Raw genomic sequence first — 20,939 nt, 5'->3', positions numbered from 1 at the left:
CAATGCTTTTGCAATATGTGACGGTGCTGCAGGGCACGCTGCCCGTGGCGCTGCTCGTCATAGCGCTCAATGTCATGCTCACCGTGGGTGAGGGGCGCGACAAGCCGGCTAGCCGCCACTGGCGCCTGATTGGCGTTCTGGTCGGTTTCGCCGGTGCCGTCGTGTTCGCCGCGCTGCGCGCCGCAGCCATCATCACGCAACGCACCTTCGTCAACTACCCCACACTGTGGTGCTGCGTGCTGCTCGATATCGCCGTGTTCGTCATCGTATTGTTCGCGCGCAAACTCACCGCCGACTGGCATGCGCATGCCCGTGCGCTCGATATCGCCAACCTGATCGCCGCGCTGGCGATCGCAGTCACCACCTTCCATGCGCTGCCCGACGTGGTGCTGAAACTGACGATCTTCGTTGAGCCGGGCGAGACTTTCTTCACTTCCGACATGCTGCTGCGCGCGCTCGGCTTTGCGCTGGGGGCGGCCACTGCCATCGTGGCGGCGCTGATTGTACGCACCATGCGCGGTTCGAACGTGCGTCCGGCGTTCACTGTTGCCACGTTGCTGCTGATTGCGCTGCTATTCGCCTCGCACTTCACCGATTTGGCGCAGATTCTGCAATCCAAGCGCATCGTGCGTTTCCCGACGAACATGTTCATGCTGCTCGTATGGGCCATCAACCATCAGCGCGACATGGTGATTGCGATGGTGCTGGTGTTCGCCATTCCGGCGATCGCCTCTCTGGTGATGGGCTTCAAGGTCAAGGCGAGTGGCGAGAACGAAGCGGATGTGCGTGCGCATATCGCGTTCCGCCGCCGGGCGAAGGCCGCGGGGGCATGGAGCCTGGTCGCCATGATCGGCGTGACGGTGGCGCTGACCTATGGCGTGGCCCAAACGCAACAGGTCATCACGCTGTCGCCCCCCGAAAACTATTCGTTGCAGGACGGCGTGGCCACCATCAGCTTCGATCAGGTTTCGGACGGGCACTTGCACCGCTTCGAATACAAAGCCAAAGACGGCACCACGATGCGCTTCATCGTCATCAAGAAGAACGGCGGTGCCTACGGTGTCGGGCTTGACGCGTGCGAGAACTGCGGCGATGCGGGATATTACGAGAAGAACGGCAAAATCATCTGCAAGAAGTGCGATGTGGCCATCAATCTCGCCACCATCGGCTTTAGTGGCGGCTGCAACCCCGTTCCGTTCGACTACAAAGTCGAATCCGGCAAAATCGTCATCCAGACTTCCGTGCTCGACGCGCTGTCGGCGCACTTTCAGTGAAGATGGAGGCTGATTGACATGTTCTTCATCCGCATGATCGCCCGCTCGTTCACCCGCCAGCTCAAGCGGCGGCTGTTGATCGCGCTCACCGTGTGTTTGTCGGCCACGGTGAGCGTCGCCATGCTCGGCGTCGTGTTCGATGTGGGAGACAAGCTCAACGCGGAACTGTCGACGTATGGCTCCAACATCGTCGTGCAACCCAAAGCCAGCGCCGTGGTGAGCGATTTGTATAATACGTCGGGCGACAGCACTGACAATAGCTCTGACCCCACCACGTTCCTCAAGGAATCGGACGCGGCGAAAATCAAGACGATTTTCTGGGCGTTCAACATCACGAACTTCGCGCCGGAACTGAATATCCACGCCGACGTTGATTGCTCCGATGGTTCCGGCGATGCAACCGATTCGGCCGATTCAGTCGATTCATGCAAGGCCACCAGCGTGCCCATCGTCGGCACATGGTTCGCCAAGCAACTGCACATGGACTCGGGCGAATCGGCAGTGGCGGGCATGCGCGGCATGCGCTCATGGTGGAAGCTGGAAGGCTCATGGCCCAAGGACGACAGCACGCAGGGGCTTGTCGGCAAGAAGCTGGCCGCCAAGCTGGGTGTGGGTGTCGGCGGCACCGTCACGCTGAACAAAACGAACGCCTCGGGCGCGCGCAATGTGCAGAAGATCACTGTCACCGGCATCTACGAATCCGGCGATTCGGACGATGACGCGATGTATATCCCCTCGGCTGCGGCGCAGCAATTGTCCGACCTGCCGGATTCCATCGACAAAATCGAGGTCAAGGCGCTCACCACACCCGACAACGACTTGGCGCGCAAGGCCGCCAAAAACCCGGCCGCGCTCACGCAGGACGAGTGGGAGACGTGGTATTGCACGGCGTATCCCTCGTCGATTGCCTATCAAATCGAAGATGTGATTGACGGGGCCGTCGCCAAGCAGGTGCGCCAGGTCGCCGCATTGCAGGGTGATGTGTTGCGCAAAACCCAGGCCGTGATGGTGCTGATGACAGTGCTGTCGCTGGTGGCGGCGGCCATCGCCGTGGCGAATCTCATGGCCGCCTCCATTGGCGAGCGCGGCTCGGAGCTGGCTCTGCTCAAGGCCATCGGAGCGAGCGACGGCGCGGTGTCCCGTCTGATGCTGGCCGAAACGGCGATGATTTCGCTGATAGGCGCGATTGCGGGCGCGCTGCTCGGTTCCGGTGTGGCGCAGATTGTGGGGCGCGTGGTGTTCGATTCGGGCATTACGATGCGCCCGATGGTGTTCGTATTGGTGTTTGTATTGCTGGCGTTGACGGTGCTGGTGGCGTCGTTCTCGTCGATTCGCGCGATATTGAACTTAAGGCCTGCCGAAGTGCTGCATGGTCGGTGAAGCTATGAGATACGGGATATTGGTGGCCGCTGCCGCGACTGAGAGCGAGCGGCGAGTTTGCGGAGGTGAGCGATGAATAACCGCAGGATGTTCATCACCATGCTGTTCGGCGCAGTGTTCCGCCGACGTTCGCGCGCGGCCATGGCCGTCATCGCCGTGCTTGTCGGCGCGACCACGCTGTTTGCCTTGGCTTCGATCTGCATCGCCGTGCCGCAGCAGATGAACGAGGAGATGCGCGCATATGGCGCGAACCTCATCGTCACGCCGTCCGAAACGGCCGAGGGCAACGGCGGACTTGACGCCGACACTGTCCAAAACGTCACCGCGCTCATCTCGGGCGAATACGGTGCGAAATCGGCTTCCTACCGCTATGAGAGCGTGCGTATCAACTCGGCCCCCTATACACTGGCCGGCATTGACCCCACGGCTGTCAAGCAGCTCAATCAGCACTGGAACGTCACCGGCGACTGGCCTGCCGCAGGGAATGTGATGGTCGGGCGCGACGTGGCCGACGCGCTTGGCGTGGGTATTGGCTCGCGTATCACCATCGGATATCGCGCGTCGGATAACGGCTCGACTGATACCGCCTCGGACGCAACGAGCGGCGATACCGAAGAAGATACCCAAGAAAGCACAGAAGAAACGAGCGGCCACTCGTCGGCACATATGCACGACGGCCGCGTCTCCTCCGACATCATGGAAACCTCAGGTACCGAGTTCCGCGTGTCCGGCATCGTAGACACCGGCGGCAGTGAGGACGAAATCGTATACGCCACCAACGCCGACCTGTCCAAGCTGGCCGGCGGCGAGCGCGGCGCGGATGTCGTCGAATACTCCGTCAATGCGTTCGGCAGCGACCTCGACGCGCTGGTCAAGTCGCTCAACAAGAATCCGAACACCGGTGTGAAGGCGCAGACCGTCACCAAAATCACCTCGTCCGACACACGCATCATCACGATGCTGCAGACGCTGTTCTGGATTGTCTCGCTGGTCGTGCTCGTGCTGACGCTGGTCGGCGTGGGCACCACCATCAGCTCGATTGTCTCCCAGCGGCGCAACGAGATCGGCTTGCGCAAGGCGCTGGGCGCACCCTCGCGGGCCATCGGTGCGGAGTTCTATGTGGAATCCGGCGTGTATGGCTTGGTGGGGGGCTTGGCCGGCACGGCGATCGGCTATGCGCTGGCTCGGGTGCTGTGTCAAGCCGTGTTCGAGCGCGCGATTGGCTTCAACTGGCCGTTGGGCTTGGCGTCGGCGACGTTGAGTGTGCTGCTCGCCGTCGCCGCCTCGGTGCCGCCGGTGCGCCGCGCCACCCGCATCGACCCCGCCGTAGTGTTGAGGGAGGAATAAATGAAAGGTTCCGACATGTTGCTTGAACTCGACCACATCTCCAAGATCTACGGTGATCTCAAAGCCGTGGACGACCTGAATCTCACGGTGCCGCAGGGCCAGTGGCTCGCCATCGTCGGCTCGTCCGGTTCCGGCAAGACCACGCTGATGAACATGATTGGCTGCATGGACACGCCTTCCAAGGGTTCCGTCATGCTGGAGGGCCGCAAGCTGGAGGACCTGAGCGCCAAGCAGCTCGCCGACGTGCGCAAGAACATGATCGGCCTGGTGTTCCAGAAGTTCTATCTTGTGCCGCATCTGACGGCCGTCGAGAACGTGATGGTGGCGCAGTATTATCACTCCGTGGTCAACGAGCGTCAGGCGCTCGAAGCGTTGGAACGGGTGGGGTTGAAAGAGCGCGCGCACCACTTGCCCGGCCAGCTGTCGGGCGGCGAGCAGCAGCGTGTGTGCATTGCGCGGGCGCTGATCAACTGCCCGAAGATCATTCTCGCCGACGAGCCCACCGGCAATCTGGACGAAAAAAACGAGCGAATCGTGCTCGATCTGTTCCGCGACCTGCACGAGCAGGGCACGACGATTATCGTAGTGACGCACGACGCACTGGTGGCCAGCCAGGCCGAGCGTGAAATCATGCTGGGGCACGGCGTGCTCGTCGGCGAAAAATGGAATGACGAAGCCGCGCGCACCGCCTACGAACAGGCCGGTGGCAAACCCGCCTTCACCGGTTCGTCCGCCGAAGGCGCCCAGCGCGCCGACGACTTGCCCATCGGATTCGCCGACCCCACCAAATCCGCCAAGACCGGCGGTGAGGCATACGAGGCATAATATGGCCGATATGACACGGAACATGACGAAAGTGGTGGCGCTCACGGCGGCGTCGCTGGCGCTGCTGGCGGGCTGCGGCGAGCCGAAGGCCACACCGATGGACGACGAATACGCGGGCGATTCGGGCGAGACCGAGAGCTCGCAGGAGCAGCAGTCGCAGAGCGGTGATTCGGACAAAAAAGATTCGTCGTCAGGTGACAGTTCCAGCAACTCCAACGATTCCACCCAATCCGACAACAAGGACACCGGCAATTACGCCGATGGCACCTATTCGATCAACAGCCAATACGGCCCGGTGGGCGAAGACACCATCGACGTGCATCTGACCGTCAAGGGCGGCAACGTCGAGAATGTCGAAATCGTGGGGCATCCACTCACTTCGATTTCCCAAAAGCATCAGGAGGATTTCGCCAAAGCCATCAACGGCGTGGTGGACGGCAAACCGCTCAAAGACCTCAAAGTGGACAAGGTGGCCGGTGCCAGCTGGACGTCCGACGCCTTTAATAAAGCCCTTGATGTCGCCCGTCAGCAGGCATCGATTCAATAGGTCTCGATTCCATAGGCCGCGGGAACAACCGCACGCGGGTGATGGGCGGCTTTAGACTGGGGAACCGTGTGTGATGGAACCGTTGCCGCTGAGGGCGGCCTTGCCGGTGCGCCGAGCGCCTGCGCGCGCATTCGCCGCGTGGCACGAGCTCTGGGCAAGCGCAGCCCTTCCACCTTGCGCATCAGTCTGCGCGAACGGTTCGTCCCCTATTTCGCCGCCATATTGGCCTGTTGGTCGCTGTGGGTCGCGCTCACCTGGCCGGGCGCGTTGCGCGACGACACGCTCGCGCAATACCTGCAATCGTCCGACATTCATAACTATTACACACAGCACCCGCTGTTCGACACCTTGATTTTCGGCCTGTTCTGGCACCTCGGAGACGCGCTCGGCTCTCCGCTGACGGGCCTGGGCCTCTACACGGCCACGCAAGTCGTGCTGCTCGCCGCCGGTTGCGCGCTGGCGCTGTGCTATATCCGCAAGCTCGGCACCCCGCGTTGGCTGCTCGGCATCGGTCTGGTCTACCTGTCCACCAGCTATGTGGTGGTCGGCGCGACCACGACGATGAGCAAGGATTCACTGCACACCGTGTTCTTCCTGCCCATGGCGGTGATCTTCGTCGAAGCGGCGTTGACCCGCGGGGAAGTGCTGCGGCGCACGCCCGTGGCGTGTTGGTTCGCGCTGCTGGTGTTCGGCTCCGTCGCATCGAAGCGCACCGCGCTGTTGATTGCGCTGTGTTCTGGCATCTGTTTGGTCTTGGCTTGCCGCAAGGGGCGCAGGTTGCGTGCGGCGATCTGCATTCTGGTGGGGATTCTCGTGGCGCAATGCGTGTTCGCGCCACTTGCCGCCTCGCTCACCCATGCGAACCGCTCCCCCAGCCGCGAAGTGTGGGGCTATATCACCCAACCGATCGCGCAAATCGCGCACGATAATCCATCCGCGATTTCACCAAGCCAGCGCAAGACGCTGAACAAGATCATGGATCTCGACGAGGCGGCGGCGAATATCCGCGCAACTCGCACAAACGAGACGTTTCAAACCCTGCGCACCGATCCCGCGCCTTCCGCAAATGAGAAGCTCGCGGCGCTGAAGGTTTGGGCCGAACTCGGCGTTCGCCATCCGGGCGAGTACTGGAAAGCATATTCCGGGCCGATTCGCGGCTGGTGGGATCCGCGCGTGAATTTCTCGTACCCCACCGACGCCGATTACCTCTTCTCCCCCGGCTATCTGAGGCAGTGGTCATCCTACCTGACCGCACCGCAATACAGCGGCGATTCCGAGGAAGCGAAGGAGCGCAGCCTTGCACAAATCACTCGCGATTTAAGCCCGCTGATGGGCACATCGAACAAGCCGCAGTGGAAGAAGAGCGCTCTCAATCATGTGCGCACATGGGTTCGCACGGACAACCCGCTGACTTCGATGGCGCTGTATGTCACGTGGATTCCGCTGTTGACGATTGTCTCTTTGGCGGCGCAGGCGGCGCTGCGGGCGTTGCGGCGGCGCAGGGGGGTTGCCGGTGATGCCGGCGAGGGAGATGCCGTTGAAGGCGAGCGGCGCGGCATGTGGCCGCTATTCGCCGCCGCGAGTCTGCTGGTGTTCACCGTGCTGTCGCTCTATGCCTCTCCCGAAGCGCTGTTTTGGTACCCGATTCCGGTGTATTTTTGCCTGCCTCTGTTCACTGCACTGCCGTTCGTGCGTGCCGGTGACGAAATAAAACGACAGCCGGCCAAGTGAGTGGTCGGCTGTCGGGCGCGGATGGTGTTGCCATACACGTCTTGCGCAACTACGGCGTGCGAAACTAGCTGGCTGCGGAATCGGAACCGTTGGTGTTGGAGCTGCCTTTCTGATTGGAGTTTGAGTTCGAGCCGTTGGACTGGCTAGAGCCATTGCCGCTCTGGCCATTGCCACTTTGGCCGCTGCCGCTCTGACCGTTGCCGCTCGGCGGCTCGCCCGGCTGGCCGTTCTGGCTGTTGCCGCCACCTTGGCCGTTGCCGCCTTGGCCGCCCTGCGAACCCGAGCCGCCCGGAGCACCGCCGGGAGCCTGCATCTGCTGGCTGCTCGACGACCCCGCCCCGGTGATCGCGCCATAGGCCAGTCCGCCGCCGAGCCCACCGGCCACACCGAACACCAGGCTCACGCCCACAACCAGCGCGATCAGCTTGCCGTTCATGCGCTGTGCGGCGGTGGCCTTGCCACCCAAAGCCGACGGAACGGCGGCGTTCATCGGGGCAGCCTGATACGGGTTCGACGGCATCGGCGCAGTGCCGCCCGGCGCGGGAGGCTGCTGTGCGAAGGACGAGAACTGCGCGGCTCCCTGCGCGGGGGACGTCACCCGTGTGGCCGACTCGTTGGCATTGGTCGTGTTATCCGAGGCATTCGGGAAGGTGTTGTTGCTGGTCATGATGAATCCTTTCGCAAGGGTTATTGGATGCTATGTGATTGAGATGGTTGTTGAAATAGGGGTTATTGGCTGGGCTGGTTGCGCGCGGGGAATTGGGTGATATTGCTCGCTCAGCTCATCGTCCACGCGGTGGAAGTGGAGAACTTGGAGTCGTAGGCTTCGCGGCTGATGAGCTTGGTGGCGAGCGTGGTGCCCGTGCCGGAAGTTTCCACGGTAGTGCCGTATGCGCCGGCCACGGTGACGGTGATGTCGCTCGTGCCCTCAACCACCGTGTCGCCACCGTTCTTGATGGTCACGCTCTTGCCTTGGGCATCCACCACTTTGCCGCCCTGGGCCACGTTGAGCTTGGAAACGGTGGTATCGCCCGTCACCACCCAAGTGGACGAGCCGTCCACGTTCACGCTGATCGGCGTCTCGCTGGCGGAAGCCGAACCGGCCGAAGCCGATGTGTTGTCAGCAATCTGCGCCGCGCCCGTCCAAGTGCTGGAATCGAACAGGTTGAGCGTGACCGACGAGATTGTGTCGGCGCTCACGTTGCCCTTGAGCTCCTGATTGCGTCCGGTGAACGTGACGGTTGCCCCGTTCGAGCCGGCCTGCCCCCAGCTGTTCGAGTCGTTGCCGGCCGCGGTGATGAGCGCCGCCGCGTCCGAATCGAAGTCCAGCGTGGTGTTGCTCAAAACCACGTTCGCCTCGGTGTTGGTGAAATAGAACATCGAACCGGACGTGATGGCCGACTTCAGCGTGGAGTCTTTCGCTTGGAACGTCGCGGCCTCGCCGGTGGTCGCCTCCGCGTCTCCCGAGGTGGATTGGTAGATGATCACACCATTGGCCACCGGGTCGGAGGCCGTCTTGCCGCTCACGGTGCTTTCCAAGGTGGACTTGTTGATCAAGATGGTATTGAGGCCTTCCATGCCGGCGATTTGCGAGCCGGTTGCCGTGCCGGTCACGTCGCTCACTTCGACGTCGCCGGTGGAATACAGCAGCGGCGAGCCCGAGCCGGAGGTGGACAGCTTGGCGCCGGCCACCGAGATGTTGCCGCCTCCGCGGTCGGTGGCCACGGTGGCACAGTGATCGCCTTCGGTAGTGGCTTCAAGCTCGCCGGCCACTATCGTGCCGCCGTAAGTGGCGTCGAGGCCGCGCGAGTTGTCGGCACTGGTGTTGATGGTGACCTTGCGCGCCAGCACAGTGCCGGAATCGGTGGCGAAGATGGCGTTCGACCCGGCGCTGGAAGCATTGAGCTTCACATCGTCCAGCGTGGTGGTCGATTGTTCACCCACCGTCAGCGATACGGCGTTCGTGCCATAGAAATTGGTATTGTCCGCGTTGGACGAATCGCCGGACTTGTTCAGCGTCATGCCCGTGAGCGTCAACGTGCCGCCATTTTGCGCAAGGGCCGTGTTCTGGTCGGAGTTCGTGGCTTCAGTCGTCTCGTTTTCGGCCGAGACGGTTTTGCCGTCGGCGCTGAGCACACCCGAATAGCTGCCGGTGTAGTCGTAGCTCATCGTGTTCGCTCCTCCGCCGCCGCTCACCGTCGTGGCGGTCGACTGCGTGCGGCCCAAACCGAAGTCGCCCGCGATGGCGCAACCTGCCATGCCATATCCGAATCCGACGACCAGCGAAATGACAGCCGCAGTGGCGACGATTTTGCCGCCACCTTGCGCCGCCTTATGTTGTTTGACGGAGGCATGTGTGTTGCTTGTCATGTCGTATTGTCCTTAACTTATGCGTCACTGATTGGCTTTGTGCCGACCAGCCGCCTTTCGGCTGTTGGTTACCAGTACACCCCCTACCCCTTGCGAAAGTCTTGACCAAATCTCGGGGGAACTGAAATCTTCAGTCGATGTTCTCTAGACGTTTCTTGAACGTTTCCTGAATGTCGAACGACCTGAGACACCCCTCCAAACACTGCCGCGCTATCTGCCCAATACCTTTCCGACAGCGGAAAATGCACGCACGCTGGTAGCGTTGTACCTCATGAGAGTTTTTGCGAGAGACAACCAGTCGGCCGATATCGCCGAGCAGTCAGCCTCCGCAAACAACATCGACGGAGCGATTGCCGGCGATACCATTGCCGAAGATATAGCCGCCGAAAACACGGCCGCCAAAGATGCAATCACCGACGATCAAACCCCCATCGACGACCGCCGCCTCCCCCTCATCGTGCGCATCTACGGCGTGCTGATCCTGCTCGACGGTCTGTTCTCACTGCCGCGCATCGTATATGCGGCGGTGCTCGCCACGCGCCGCGTGCTGCTGGGGCGCGAGCGTGTGGACGCGCTGGATCTGACCATCGTCTTGTCCGTATGCGACACGATATTGCTGATCGTTCTCGAAACGCTGCTGATTGTGTTCGGTGTGCTGTTGTTGCGCAACCGGCGCCGATATGCGGCGCGCTGGGCGTACGTGCTCATCCCGCTCACCATTGCGGACGGCATGTTTTCCTTGGCGCTGCAAGGCTTCGGCCCCAATCTCATCGCCCCGGCGATTCAGGTGGCGATTCTGGTGGTGCTGTCCGTCATCGTCGATCCCGCGCTGTTGCAGGAACGTCGTCTGCACCGCAGCCTCAAGCGCATGGACGAGCGCGACAGCTATTGGGACGCCGTGCGCAAAGGCACGCTCGGGCGCGACAAGTCCGGCAAAGGCTACATCGCGCTGGACTTCTTCAACGTGTTCTGGCTGTTCGTCTTCGGCAGCGTGTTCGGCTTGGCGGTCGAGACCATTTACCATCTCATCGTGTTCGGCGAATATCAGGATCGCGCCAGCACTCTGTGGGGGCCGTTCTCATGCATCTACGGCTGCGGCGCCGTCATCCTCACCGTGTGCCTGAACCGTCTGTGGCGCAAAAGCCCGGTGCTGATTTTTCTGGCCTCCGCTCTGATCGGCGGCGCGTTCGAATATTTCGTCAGCTGGTTCATGGAAGTGACTTGCGGCATCAGGTCGTGGGATTACACCGGCGAATGGCTGTCCATCGGCGGGCGCACCTCGGGGCAGTTCATGTTCTTCTGGGGCGTGTTGGGGTTGCTGTGGATCAAGCTGATATTGCCGTGGCTGCTGTGGCTGATCAACAAGATCCCATGGAAGGTGCGGTATTCGCTGACCGCCGTCTGCTTTGTGTTGCTGCTTGTCGACTGCACGCTGACGATCATGGCGCTGGACTGTTGGTACATGCGACTGGCCGGCAACGAGCCGGATTCACCCGTCACCCACTGGTTCGACCAGTATTTCGGCAACGCCTACATGACGCACAAGTTCCCCACCATGCAAATCGACCCCTCTTTGGTCAATCGCGTGTAACAACATCGCGCTGTTACCTGGCTATCTCGCTTACGTGTGGCACTCAACCGTGAATAACGCAGGTAGGGCGACTGGAACTGCAACGGTCATACTCGCGGTATCGAAGGAACGTTGCCACACGTAAGCGAGATAGCCGCGAAACGAGAAATCACCTGCCGTATTGCTCACGCACAAAACGTTCGAGGGCGGGGATTGAACGCTTGACTTTCTCGGTGTCGACGCAATAGGCCATGCGGAAGTGGCCGGTCACACCGAAGCTGTCGGACGGCACGAGAATCAAATCGTATTCCTTGGCCTTCAGACAGAAGGCGGTGGCGTCAGATTCCAGGGCTTTGGGGAAGATATAGAATGTGCCGCCCGGCCGCACCACCTCGAAACCAAGGGAGGTGAGCGCATCGTACAGCAGGTTCATGTTCGTCTCGTACACGCTCAAATCGCTGGTCTCGTCAATGACCTTCGCCACGCCGAGCTGAATCGAACTCGGCGGGCAGTTGTGACCGGTGCCGCGGCTGATCTGGCCCATCATCGCCACCAGCAGGTCGGCATCGGTGGCGCGCGGGTTCACCGCCACATAGCCGATGCGCTCGCCCGGCAGCGACAGCGACTTGGAGAACGAATAGCAGGTGAGCGTGTTGCTGTAGAAGCGCGCCGGATAAGGTTGCTCGCCGCCGTCGAACACGATTTCGCGGTAGGGCTCGTCGCTGATCAGAAAGATGTCATGGCCGTATTCGGTCTGCTTGGCGGCCAGGATTGCCGACAGTCTGGTCAGCGTTTCGGCGGAATACACCGCGCCCGAGGGGTTGTTCGGCGTGTTGATGAGCACGGCCTGCACGTTCGCGTTCAGCGCGGCTTCGAAGGCATCAAAGTTGATTTGGAAGTTCGCCGTGTCGGCGGGCACGACAGTGAGCTTCGCGCCCGTGCCAGCCACATACGGCTGGTATTCGGGGAAATACGGTGCGAAGGTGATGATCTCGTCTCCCGGCTTAGTGACGGCGCGCATCGCATGGGACAGCGCTCCGGCCGCGCCGGTGGTGGGGAAAATATGGTGCGCTTCATAAGGCACACCGAAACGACGGTTCAGCAATTCGGCAATGGTCGCGCACACGGACGGAATGCCAAGCGACGGCGAGTACCCGTGGATGGCCACCGGGTCGCCATGCTCATACAGATCGACCATCGTGCGCGTGAAATCGTCGGGCGCGGGCACGGACGGATTGCCCAGCGAGAAGTCGAACACATTCTCATAGCCGATCTCGGCACCGCGCCTAGTGGCGTACTCACTCAGCTCGCGAATAACCGACTTGCCGCCCAGCATCGCCTTATACCCCTCGTTGATCATCCTTGCCTCCATGCGTTGTGCGCCGCACCAACAGAACCAACGCCAGTATATGCCCTATATCCGCCACCATTGCCCAACGGTTCGTCAGATGTCGCCCGCCCGGCCACTCGAATCTCACGATCCAGTTAACCCCGGAGACTATTGGAATAGTGCCCTCGTTGCGAGCTAAAGTAGCGCTGAATCTCACTGAAACCCGCCAATGGCACATTTTTTGTCGGGGTCAGCGAAGATATTTCAAGACACACATACTTCCTGAGTGGGGCCGAATCGGCGTGTGATGCCGTTCGGCACCGATGGGTACTGGACCGTCGGGCGAGGGAACGCGCATTATCGCGCGTTCCCTTCAGTAGCCGATGTGCCCCTGATGCTCATGAATGGTGGGTTCTTCGTCCAATGTGACGGGTGGGAAATCGGCGGGATCGGCGATGAACCGGTCAATCAGCTCCCATTGGCGGCGGCTGATGCCGATGCGCTCGTCCGGGCGCACCATGAGCAGCGGCGCAGCCGGCAGCAGCGACTCCAACTCGATTCTGCTTTGGTCGTAGCACTCCTCGTCGTCAATCCAGACGATCGGCTGCGAATCGGCGACCCGCCGCTCCGCTTCGATGCGACGGCGCACGGTGGTGCGCTTGCCCGTCAGCCTGCCCTCGCCAGTCTCGGGGTCATACCAGCACACCGTCTCCACCACCGCCGCATCCCAGCCGAACTCCTCGTTGAGATATGCGGTGAATGGCTGCCACGTGGATAGCCAGTTCAGCTCCGCACGGCCTTCCACAGCCGCGCGGTACATCAGGCCGGCCAGCTCTTCGGACCAGCGAATACGCAATTTCCTATGGAACCCAGGCAACATCAGCCGCTTGGTTTTATTCAGCAGAAACGCATTCGACGTGTCATACAGTATTCTGCGCGGATCTTCGGGTTTGAGCCAGCCAAGATTGCCTTGACCGCCCCGACGCAGAATCTTGTCCTGCATAAACGCGTTGATCACGCCATCGAAATCCGTGTAGATGACTGTTTTCGCCATATTCCGCAAGTCTATTTGCTCACATCGATAAGCCGGTGCCCGTCCAAGCCGACGAGCCAACGCTGGGCGACGACATAACCATCGTATATTTGCTCAGCGTTTCGGCGACGGCCGCGCACTCACCGCATGACTAGTGGGCGAATGGTTCGTCGGTGCGCAGGCTCTTCAGCTGGACGGATGAGTCGAACAACAGCGCTTTGACGAACAGCTGCAACGGCTCGGCGGTTTTGAAAGCAGGGTCACTGGCATTGGCCAAAGCGAGAGCGTCGCGGAAATATTGGCTGTGCTTGGCAAACGGCTCATCGCCCACATTAAATCCGAGGAATCTCAGATATAGGATGCCGAAAGTGGCGGCGGTACGTGTGTTGCCTTCGCGGAACGGATGAATCTGCCACACCCCGGAGAGGAAGCCGAATACCGATTCCGCGACATCTTCCCGGCTGGCGCGCTGGTATGAGCCTTGCCGCTTCTTCTCTTCGGAGAAATCATATTCCAGTGTAGGTTCGATCCACATGGAATCCGAATACTGCACAGTCTGGCCGCCTAGGGCTGGTTCCTGTTTTGTGATGTTCTCCGTGCGCCACACTCCGGTCCAATCGTCAGACAGAACGCCGGCAAATAGCTTGCCATGAATGGCTTTGAGTACCCCCGGACTGAACGCGAATGTTGGCATCTGTAAGATTTCGCTGATGCGCTGGGAAACCACATCCGCTTCCCTGTGTTCTTTCTGGCTGGGATTCGCGGCGTGGTATTCGCTGATCTCCTGCGCCGCTTGACCGTAGGAGATCTGCCCGGCGATTTGACGACGAGCAACATCATGGGCGTATTCGGACGGCTGCAACCCATCGGCTTGCTGCAATCCGAAGCCGATGCTCCAGCCATATTCGCGAGACTTCTCATTCCCATCGGAATCAGCCACTTTGTATCCGTCGATCATCACCTGACCTCCTTTCCCGATTCTCTCACATCATCTCGGGATGGAGGACGACGCGTTGTCTAAATGAAAGTGCAACTCGCGGTCGCCGACGGTGGCGACAGAGAGTATTATTGTATGTGGAAGGGGAACGGTCCCACATTCAGGATTGAAGGGGTCCGGGTTGATGCCTCGTTTTCTCAGAGCATCGGAGGAAACGAGGTGTCAACCTTTGGGAATATTGCTGGGTTCGGGCCAGGGGGTGCAGGGAGCGGCCTTCGGCCGCTCCGGTTTGCTGGATCTACGAACAGCTCGGTGGACTGTTCGCAGATCCAGTGGGGGTGCAATAAAAATCCCCGCCTTTGGCGGGGATTTTTATTGCACCCCCTGTGGAGTTCGAACCCACGGGTTATAGGGTTGGGGCTCCGGACGATTTTCTGGACACTTTAGGCTGCGTATCCTAATGATAGTCGGTATTCTTCCGGGCTTTTCCAGCCCAGGGATTTCTTTCTTCGTCGTTTGTTGTGGTAGCGGATGTATTCGTCGAGTCTTTGGCTGAACTCCTCGAACGTCACGCCATCCCAGGCCCTGTGGTGGAAGAACTCGTTTTTCAGGCGCCCGAAGAACCCCTCGCACGCCGCGTTGTCCGGCGAACATGCCTTCCTCGACATCGACCGGGTGGTGCCGTTCTTTTCGCATATCCCGATCCATCCGGGCCACCGGTAATGGCAACCGCAATCACTGTGAAGCGTTTGTGTTCAATGGGAAGTTACGTTTTTAGTCACGAAAATTTTTCGGGTTTAGGCGGGGAGCATGCCGGCCACCCACGGGTCTTAATTGGTTGGTGCTTCGTGTCTCCGGTGGAAGGGTCCGGAAAGGCAGATGATCGGCATGTCCCAAATACAGTCTATTCGCCGTATGAGAGGGAACGGCGAATCCATAGCGTCGATAGCGCGCAAGCAGCACATGAGCGAACCCACGGTGCGCAAATACCTCAGAATGGACGACCTGCCGGGGAAGCCGCCCGTCGGAAGGCGACGCGGCTCGGTGATCGACCCGTACCTGCCCCTGATCGAGCAATGGCTCGCCTGTTCCAGGCGTTCCAGGCGCACTACGGGTTCGACAGTTCCCCGTGCAGTCCGCATTGCGGCCACGGGAAGGGCGCGGTCGAGGCGAAGGTCGGCATGATCCGCCGCAAGCTGTTCGTGCCCGGGCCGGGCGTGTGGAGCCTGGAGAACTTCAACGCCAAACTGCCCGACCCGGGCGAATATGACATCGCGTTCACCGCCACGGACACGAAAGGGGCGCAATGATGGCCGCGAGGAACGACGCCGGACTCTACGCGAAGGCCCGGAGCCTGTTCATCTCCAGAGCCACGATGGACGATTTCTCGGGCTGGGCCACGCCGCGGCAGGCCGAGGCCGTGTCCAGGCCGTTCGACACGGAACCGGCCAACGCGGTGTGGCCCCTGGCCATCGTGCAAACCTGCGCGGTGCATTTGTTGCGCAACACGTTCCGCTACTCGTCCAAGAAGGACTGGGACGCCATCAGGCGCGACGTCAAACCCGTCTACACCGCGCCGGGCGTCGCGGCGGCGCAAGGCCGCCAGGGACGCGATGCTGGACAAGTGGGGGGGCGAAGTACCCCGCGATCCGCAACCTGTGGATGGACGCGTGGGAACGGTTCACACCGTTCCTGGACTACGACGCGGAAACCCGCAGGGTCATCTGCCCGGCCAACGCGATCGAATCACTGAACGCCAGGTTCAAGCGCTCCATCCGCGCCCGGGGCCACTTCCCCGACGAACAGGCCGCGCTCAAATGCATGCACCCGGCCGTCCGCTCCCTGGACCCCACAGGAAGAGGACAGGTACGATGGACGACACGGTGGAAACCCGCACTCAACGCGTTCGCCGTCACCTTCGCCGACCGCTGGCCGGGCGAAGAAACACAACAACAATAAAAACGCCAATTACACACTTAACGAGACAGTCCCATCTGAGAGTAACGCGTCTGTCTGAGGGTAACTCGGTTATGTCTGTTCGAGAGTAGCGCGGTTATGCTCGTTTGAGGAAGCGGATTTCTTCCTCTAGCTGTTGGATGCGTAGGGCTTGGGCGGCGATGAGGCGGTCGCGGGGGTCGCGCGGATCGTACGGATCGACGGTGTCGCGGGATTTGGGTTTGAGTGGCTTGGGATGGGTTGGTTCGGGGGTGCGCTTCCAGCGGGCGAAGGCGCGCTCGATGCGCTTATGGCCCACGAGCTTGGGATCAAGGCCGGCCTGACGGAACAGGTCCACCGGCTTCTCACCCTCCCTATAGCGGCGCATGCACTCGATACGGAACCAGTCCGCGTAATGGATGCGCGAGGACGCGTCAATACTGTCCACCGCAGCCAACGACGACAAATACGCCCGCTGACCCGACGTAAACACCTGCGACTCACTCATCACACACCGTCCTTGTTAATTACCGTCATTTCGACCGGGGCCGACCGGTCATTGCCATTCCGGCCGGGATTGCCCCGGTTGTTGTCATTTCGAGCGGGACGAACAGTCCAGTGGACTGTTCGCAAACAGCGAGCAGCGATAGCGTCGCGAGCGCGCAAACCCAAACACGGGGAGCTAAGGGCCGCGTGCTGTTCCGGCCGCGGCCTTATTCGGTTATTGTCATTTCGACCGAGCGCAGCGAGTGGAGAAATCTTGTTCTGCATGCTTATGGCGTTGGCCGGAAGATTTCTCCGCTTCGGCCTGGCGGCCTCCGGTCGAAATGACAGTAAAAGGGGAGGCGCGCCCGGTCGAAATGATATGAGGAAAGGCGGGGAACCACGGGGCGCGAGCCCCATGTCCCCCGCCTTTCGGAAACCGTCAACCGGCCGGTGGACCGGGCGTCAGCCCGGTCCAACCGGCGGCCGGAGCCGGTCAGTTAGCCCGGTCCGGCCGGTGGCCGGGCGGTCAAGCCCGGCCGGGCCGGTTGTTCGGTTTAGTGGGAGCGGCGGCGCAGGGCGGTGGCCGCGAGACCCGCTGCGGCCAGGGCGAGGGCCGTCAGGGCGGCGGCAAGGCCGGTGGCGCCGGTGGAGGCCAGGGCGTTCACCTTGCTCCAGCGGGCGTGCAGCTTCTTGCCGACCGCATCCTCCAGGTTCGTGATGAGGTTGCCCTCGTCGTCGTACCAGCCGTCGAACTGGTAGCCGTCACGCGTCGGGGTCGGCAGCTTGCCGTCCTCACCGGTCCAATCCGTGGGGATGTTGCCGCCGTTCGGGTCGAACGCGTCCGCCACGCTGGTCCACTTGACGTGCAGCTTCTTGCCGATCGCATCCTCGACGCTGGTGATCAGGTTGCCCTGCTCGTCATACCAGCCATCGAACTTATAGCCCGACTTGTACGCCAGGGGCAGCTTGCCGTCCTCGCCCGTCCAATTCGAGGGGAGGTTGCCGCCGTCGGTGTCGAACGCGTCGTTCACGTTGGTCCACTTGGCGTGCAGCTTCTTGCCGATCGCGTCCTCGGTGTTGGTGATGAGGTTGCCGTCCTCGTCGTACCAGCCGTCGAACTTGTAGCCCGGCTTGCTGGGGATCGGCAGCTTGCCGTCCTCACCAGTCCAGTTGTCGGGCAGGGTGCCGCCGTCCGGGTTGAAGCCCTCGTCGACCGGGGTCCACTTGGGGTGCAGCTTCTTGCCCGCCGCGTCGTCCGCGTTGGTGACGGGGTTGCCGTCCTCGTCATACCAGCCGTCGAACTTATAGCCGGGCTTGGTGGGAACGGGCAGCTTGCCGTCCTCGCCGGTCCAGTTGTCGGGGATGGTCACGTCGCCGTCCACGTCGAACGTCGTGGGCAGCTTCGTCCAGTGGGCGGTCAGCTTCTTGCCCGCGGCCTCCTTGAGGGTGGTGACCTTGTTGCCGTCCTCGTCGTACCAGCCGTCGAAACGGTAACCGTCACGACTCGGGGTCGGCAGCTCGCCATCCTCGCCGGTCCAGTCGTCGGGCAGGGTGCCGCCGTCGGGGTCGAACGCGTCGTCGATCTTCGTCCACTTCGCATGCAGCTTCTTACCCACCGCATCCTTCACGGTCGTGACCTGGTTGCCGTCCTCGTCATACCAGCCATCGAACTTATAACCCGGCAGCGTCGGGGTCGGCAGCTCGCCGTCCGCACCGGTCCAATCGTCCGGCAAAGTGCCGTCGCCGGGGTCGAACGCGTCGTCCAGCTTCGTCCACTTGGCCGTCAGGTTCTTGCCCACCGCATCCTTCAGCGTGGTCACCTGATTGCCGTCCTCGTCAAACCAGCCATCGAACTTATAACCGTCACGAGTCGGAATCGGCAACTGGCCATCCGAACCCGTCCAATCCGACGGGATCGTACCACCGTCCGGATTCAACCCGTCCGTACTCGCGTTCTTCGTCCACTTGGCCGTCAACGTCTTGTCACCAGTATCAGAAGCACTGATGCCACTGACCAGGTTGCCCTTCGCATCGGCCCAGCCGGCGAACGTGTAACCCTCGCGGGTCGGGTTCTTCAGGGTCGCACCCACACCATACGTGTACGAGGCCGGGTTCTTCGGATCCGTGCCGCCGTCGAGCTTGTAGGTCAGCTTGTACGTGTTCGCCTTCCAGGTGGCGTTCACCTGCAGCATCGACTGCTCGAACGTGCCGCTCGCGTCGCGGTCCCAGCCGGTGAACGTGTAACCCGTACGGGTCGGGGCGGCGGGCGCGGTGTACGTGGTGCCCAGCGCGCCGGTCTGGATATTGGACGCGTTGCCGTCCTTGTCCGTGCCGCCGTTGTAGGCGAACACCACCACACCGGTCGCATTCTGCACGTACTGCGCCGTGAGGGTCACGTTCTTGCCGGGCATGGTCAGGTTCGCCAGCTCGTCGCTGGTGACCAGGCCGTACTCGTCGCTCAGCCAGCCGACGAACGACCAGCCAGCCTCGCAAGCAACCGTCGGGGCAGTGACCTTCGCGTCCTTCAGGCTCGCGTCGGTGGCCACCGTGTAGCCGGTGGTGCCCGTCAGCGTGCCGTGATCACCCTTATTGAACGTCAGGGTGTTCTCGTTCGCGGTCCACTGGGCGGTCACCTGCAGCGACGCCTCGTCGAACGTACCAGACACCTGCTTGTCCCACTGCTTGAACGTGTACCCGTCCTTCGTCGGATTCGCGGGAACATCATACTTCGTGCCCAACGGGCCCGACAGGCTCACCAACGGATTACCAGCCGCATCCGTGCCGCCATCGAAGTTGAACGTCACCGTGGCCGTCGCGTTCTGCGCATACTGGGCCGTGAACTCCACGCTCTTGGCGGGCATCACCAGACTGGCCAACTGCTCGCTGGTGACCAGGCCGAACTCCTCGGACTGCCAGCCAACCAGAGACCAACCGGCCTCAGCCTCAACCTTCGGAGCCACCACACTGGCATCGCCCAGCTTCGCGTCCGTGGCAACCTGATAGTCCAAGGTGCCCGTCAGCGCACCGTGATCACCCTGTTTGAACGACACGGCATACGAATCAGCCTCCCACTGAGCCACGTACACCGTCGTGCCATCCGTGGCGTACGTGCCGGACGGCTCATTGCCATCCGCGTCCACCCACTTGACGAACGTGTAACCGTCACGCGTCGGGTTCGAAGGCTTGTCGTAGGTCTTATCCTTCGTGCCCTCGAGGGTCACACCGGACTTGCCGTCCACCAGGCCGCCGTTCGCGTTGAACACGACCTTCGCGCCGTTGTTCGGCTCGTACCGGGCGGTGAACGTGACCTCCGGGTTCAGACCGGAGACGACGTACTTGTCCTTCACACCGTCCTTGCCGTACAGCAGGTCGTCCTCGCTGGACTTCCAGCCAACGAACGTGTACCCGGCCGTCGCGTTCGCGGTCGGCTCGCCGGACACCTTCTCGCCGGAGTTCACCGTGTACTGCGTGGTGCCGTCCAGCGTGCCGTTGTCACCCGGCAGGAACGTCACCGTATTCGGGTTGACCGTCCACTCGGCCGTGTACGTCACCGACTGGTACGTCGTCGACAGGGTCTTGTCCCACTGCTTGAACGTGTAACCGGTACGCGTCGGAACCTCGGCCGCGGCGGTCTTGTCGGCGTCGGAATACTCCGCGCCCTCCAAACCGGTCAACACCAGGGACGAATCACCCTTCTGGTTGTAGCCGCCGGCGTAGTTGTAATGCACCTCCACACTCGACTCCGGCACAAACTTCGCCGTAAACGTAATGTCCTTGTTCGCACCGGAAACAACGTACGCGTCCACGCTGTCCTGCGAATACACCTTGCCGTTCTCGCTGGACACCCAGCCAACAAAACGATACCCGCCATCAGCCGTCACCGTGGGCTTGCCGCCGACCTTCTCACCGGTCAACACCCGATAGCCCGTGTTGCCCGTCAGACTGCCGTGCTTATCCTCGTCGGACACCACGAAGTTCACCGTGTTGGTGTTCGCCGTCCACTGGGCCGTATACGTCACCGACGCATACCTGCCCGTAACAGCCGGGCTCCACTCCTTGAACGTGTAACCCGTACGGGTCAGCTTCGACGTATCCGGAACCTTGGCCTTGGCCTCGTCGGTGTACTCGGTACCATCCACGCCCTTCAACGTCACGGACGTATTACCGTCAGCAT

Annotated in this window: 15 protein-coding genes and 3 pseudogenes; 9 read left to right on the top strand and 9 right to left on the bottom strand. The window is 61.5% G+C overall.

All coding sequences use genetic code 11. The annotated features are described in order from the left end of the window. Positions 1 to 2: 2 nt before the first annotated feature. From G1C94_RS05315 to G1C94_RS05290, 6 genes are all read left to right on the top strand, one after another. Entirely contained in the window at positions 3 to 1,274 is a 1,272-nt protein-coding gene (locus G1C94_RS05315) for a DUF2318 domain-containing protein (RefSeq protein WP_172145713.1), read from the top strand. Between the two features lie 18 nt (positions 1,275 to 1,292). Continuing rightward, the gene (locus G1C94_RS05310; protein WP_172145710.1) at positions 1,293 to 2,654 is read left to right on the top strand and encodes an ABC transporter permease; all 1,362 of its coding nucleotides are present in this window, start codon (positions 1,293 to 1,295) and stop codon (positions 2,652 to 2,654) included. 72 nt (positions 2,655 to 2,726) lie between these two features. Further along, positions 2,727 to 4,001 (top strand): ABC transporter permease, encoded by a 1,275-nt coding sequence (locus G1C94_RS05305; protein ID WP_172145707.1) that lies wholly within the window; start codon positions 2,727 to 2,729, stop codon positions 3,999 to 4,001. 15 nt (positions 4,002 to 4,016) lie between these two features. Continuing rightward, positions 4,017 to 4,826 carry an ABC transporter ATP-binding protein gene (locus tag G1C94_RS05300; protein ID WP_172145798.1) on the top strand — a complete coding sequence of 270 codons (810 nt, stop codon included), beginning with the start codon at positions 4,017 to 4,019 and terminating at the stop codon, positions 4,824 to 4,826. Between the two features lie 10 nt (positions 4,827 to 4,836). Next, positions 4,837 to 5,373: an FMN-binding protein gene (locus G1C94_RS05295; RefSeq protein WP_417852149.1), complete on the top strand. Its 537-nt coding sequence runs from the start codon at positions 4,837 to 4,839 to the stop codon at positions 5,371 to 5,373. A gap of 66 nt (positions 5,374 to 5,439) precedes the next feature. Further along, a complete protein-coding gene (locus G1C94_RS05290) occupies positions 5,440 to 7,104 on the top strand; it encodes a DUF6020 family protein (protein WP_172145701.1) in 1,665 nt (554 codons plus the stop codon). A gap of 64 nt (positions 7,105 to 7,168) precedes the next feature. On the opposite strand, the gene G1C94_RS05285 is transcribed toward G1C94_RS05290, so the two are convergent. After that, the gene (locus G1C94_RS05285) at positions 7,169 to 7,771 is read right to left on the bottom strand and encodes a hypothetical protein (RefSeq protein ID WP_172145698.1); all 603 of its coding nucleotides are present in this window, start codon (positions 7,769 to 7,771) and stop codon (positions 7,169 to 7,171) included. 110 nt (positions 7,772 to 7,881) lie between these two features. Beyond that, on the bottom strand, positions 7,882 to 9,474 hold the full coding sequence (locus tag G1C94_RS05280; protein WP_172145695.1) for a beta strand repeat-containing protein: 1,593 nt from the start codon (positions 9,472 to 9,474) through the stop codon (positions 7,882 to 7,884). A gap of 271 nt (positions 9,475 to 9,745) precedes the next feature. Between G1C94_RS05280 and G1C94_RS05275 the strand changes: the two genes are divergently transcribed. Continuing rightward, positions 9,746 to 11,065 (top strand): putative ABC transporter permease, encoded by a 1,320-nt coding sequence (locus tag G1C94_RS05275; protein ID WP_172145692.1) that lies wholly within the window; start codon positions 9,746 to 9,748, stop codon positions 11,063 to 11,065. 148 nt (positions 11,066 to 11,213) lie between these two features. Here the strand turns inward: G1C94_RS05275 and G1C94_RS05270 are convergent, their stop codons facing one another. From G1C94_RS05270 to G1C94_RS05255, 4 genes and pseudogenes are all read right to left on the bottom strand, one after another. Beyond that, the gene (locus G1C94_RS05270) at positions 11,214 to 12,404 is read right to left on the bottom strand and encodes a pyridoxal phosphate-dependent aminotransferase (RefSeq protein ID WP_172145689.1); all 1,191 of its coding nucleotides are present in this window, start codon (positions 12,402 to 12,404) and stop codon (positions 11,214 to 11,216) included. A gap of 343 nt (positions 12,405 to 12,747) precedes the next feature. Beyond that, positions 12,748 to 13,428 carry a hypothetical protein gene (locus G1C94_RS05265; RefSeq protein ID WP_172145686.1) on the bottom strand — a complete coding sequence of 227 codons (681 nt, stop codon included), beginning with the start codon at positions 13,426 to 13,428 and terminating at the stop codon, positions 12,748 to 12,750. 130 nt (positions 13,429 to 13,558) lie between these two features. Further along, positions 13,559 to 14,365: a Fic family protein gene (locus G1C94_RS05260; RefSeq protein ID WP_172145683.1), complete on the bottom strand. Its 807-nt coding sequence runs from the start codon at positions 14,363 to 14,365 to the stop codon at positions 13,559 to 13,561. Positions 14,366 to 14,787: 422 nt separating this feature from the next. After that, positions 14,788 to 15,090: pseudogene (locus tag G1C94_RS05255) on the bottom strand (transposase); the annotation flags it as partial. A gap of 142 nt (positions 15,091 to 15,232) precedes the next feature. Here G1C94_RS05255 and G1C94_RS05250 point away from each other — a divergent pair. After that, positions 15,233 to 15,600: pseudogene (locus tag G1C94_RS05250) on the top strand (hypothetical protein); the annotation flags it as partial. 79 nt (positions 15,601 to 15,679) lie between these two features. On the opposite strand, the gene G1C94_RS07885 reads toward G1C94_RS05250, so the two are convergent. After that, on the bottom strand, positions 15,680 to 15,817 hold the full coding sequence (locus tag G1C94_RS07885; protein ID WP_216656892.1) for a hypothetical protein: 138 nt from the start codon (positions 15,815 to 15,817) through the stop codon (positions 15,680 to 15,682). Between G1C94_RS07885 and G1C94_RS05245 the strand changes: the two are divergent. Beyond that, a pseudogene (locus G1C94_RS05245) lies at positions 15,786 to 16,303 on the top strand (transposase); the annotation flags it as partial. The gene G1C94_RS07885 and the pseudogene G1C94_RS05245 sit on opposite strands and share 32 nt — an antisense overlap. A gap of 94 nt (positions 16,304 to 16,397) precedes the next feature. On the opposite strand, the gene G1C94_RS07680 reads toward G1C94_RS05245, so the two are convergent. Continuing rightward, the gene (locus tag G1C94_RS07680) at positions 16,398 to 16,787 is read right to left on the bottom strand and encodes a hypothetical protein (RefSeq protein ID WP_216656888.1); all 390 of its coding nucleotides are present in this window, start codon (positions 16,785 to 16,787) and stop codon (positions 16,398 to 16,400) included. A gap of 532 nt (positions 16,788 to 17,319) precedes the next feature. Further along, on the bottom strand, positions 17,320 to 20,939 hold a 3,620-nt coding region (locus G1C94_RS05235), incomplete at its 5' end, for an InlB B-repeat-containing protein (RefSeq protein ID WP_172145677.1).

It is taken from the genome of Bifidobacterium panos, assembly GCF_012932445.1.
Taxonomy (GTDB): domain Bacteria; phylum Actinomycetota; class Actinomycetes; order Actinomycetales; family Bifidobacteriaceae; genus Bifidobacterium; species Bifidobacterium panos.
This window is presented reverse-complemented; position numbering and strand designations above follow the sequence as displayed.

Coding starts and splice junctions, on each gene's coding strand:
- G1C94_RS05315 (WP_172145713.1), top strand. CDS start 3: ATGCTTTTGCAATATGTGACGGTGCTGCAGGGCACGCTGCCCGTGGCG.
- G1C94_RS05310 (WP_172145710.1), top strand. CDS start 1,293: ATGTTCTTCATCCGCATGATCGCCCGCTCGTTCACCCGCCAGCTCAAG.
- G1C94_RS05305 (WP_172145707.1), top strand. CDS start 2,727: ATGAATAACCGCAGGATGTTCATCACCATGCTGTTCGGCGCAGTGTTC.
- G1C94_RS05300 (WP_172145798.1), top strand. CDS start 4,017: ATGTTGCTTGAACTCGACCACATCTCCAAGATCTACGGTGATCTCAAA.
- G1C94_RS05295 (WP_417852149.1), top strand. CDS start 4,837: ATGACACGGAACATGACGAAAGTGGTGGCGCTCACGGCGGCGTCGCTG.
- G1C94_RS05285 (WP_172145698.1), bottom strand. CDS start 7,771: ATGACCAGCAACAACACCTTCCCGAATGCCTCGGATAACACGACCAAT.
- G1C94_RS05280 (WP_172145695.1), bottom strand. CDS start 9,474: ATGACAAGCAACACACATGCCTCCGTCAAACAACATAAGGCGGCGCAA.
- G1C94_RS05275 (WP_172145692.1), top strand. CDS start 9,746: ATGAGAGTTTTTGCGAGAGACAACCAGTCGGCCGATATCGCCGAGCAG.
- G1C94_RS05270 (WP_172145689.1), bottom strand. CDS start 12,404: ATGATCAACGAGGGGTATAAGGCGATGCTGGGCGGCAAGTCGGTTATT.
- G1C94_RS05265 (WP_172145686.1), bottom strand. CDS start 13,428: ATGGCGAAAACAGTCATCTACACGGATTTCGATGGCGTGATCAACGCG.
- G1C94_RS05260 (WP_172145683.1), bottom strand. CDS start 14,365: ATGATCGACGGATACAAAGTGGCTGATTCCGATGGGAATGAGAAGTCT.
- G1C94_RS07885 (WP_216656892.1), bottom strand. CDS start 15,817: ATGGCCAGGGGCCACACCGCGTTGGCCGGTTCCGTGTCGAACGGCCTG.
- G1C94_RS07680 (WP_216656888.1), bottom strand. CDS start 16,787: ATGAGTGAGTCGCAGGTGTTTACGTCGGGTCAGCGGGCGTATTTGTCG.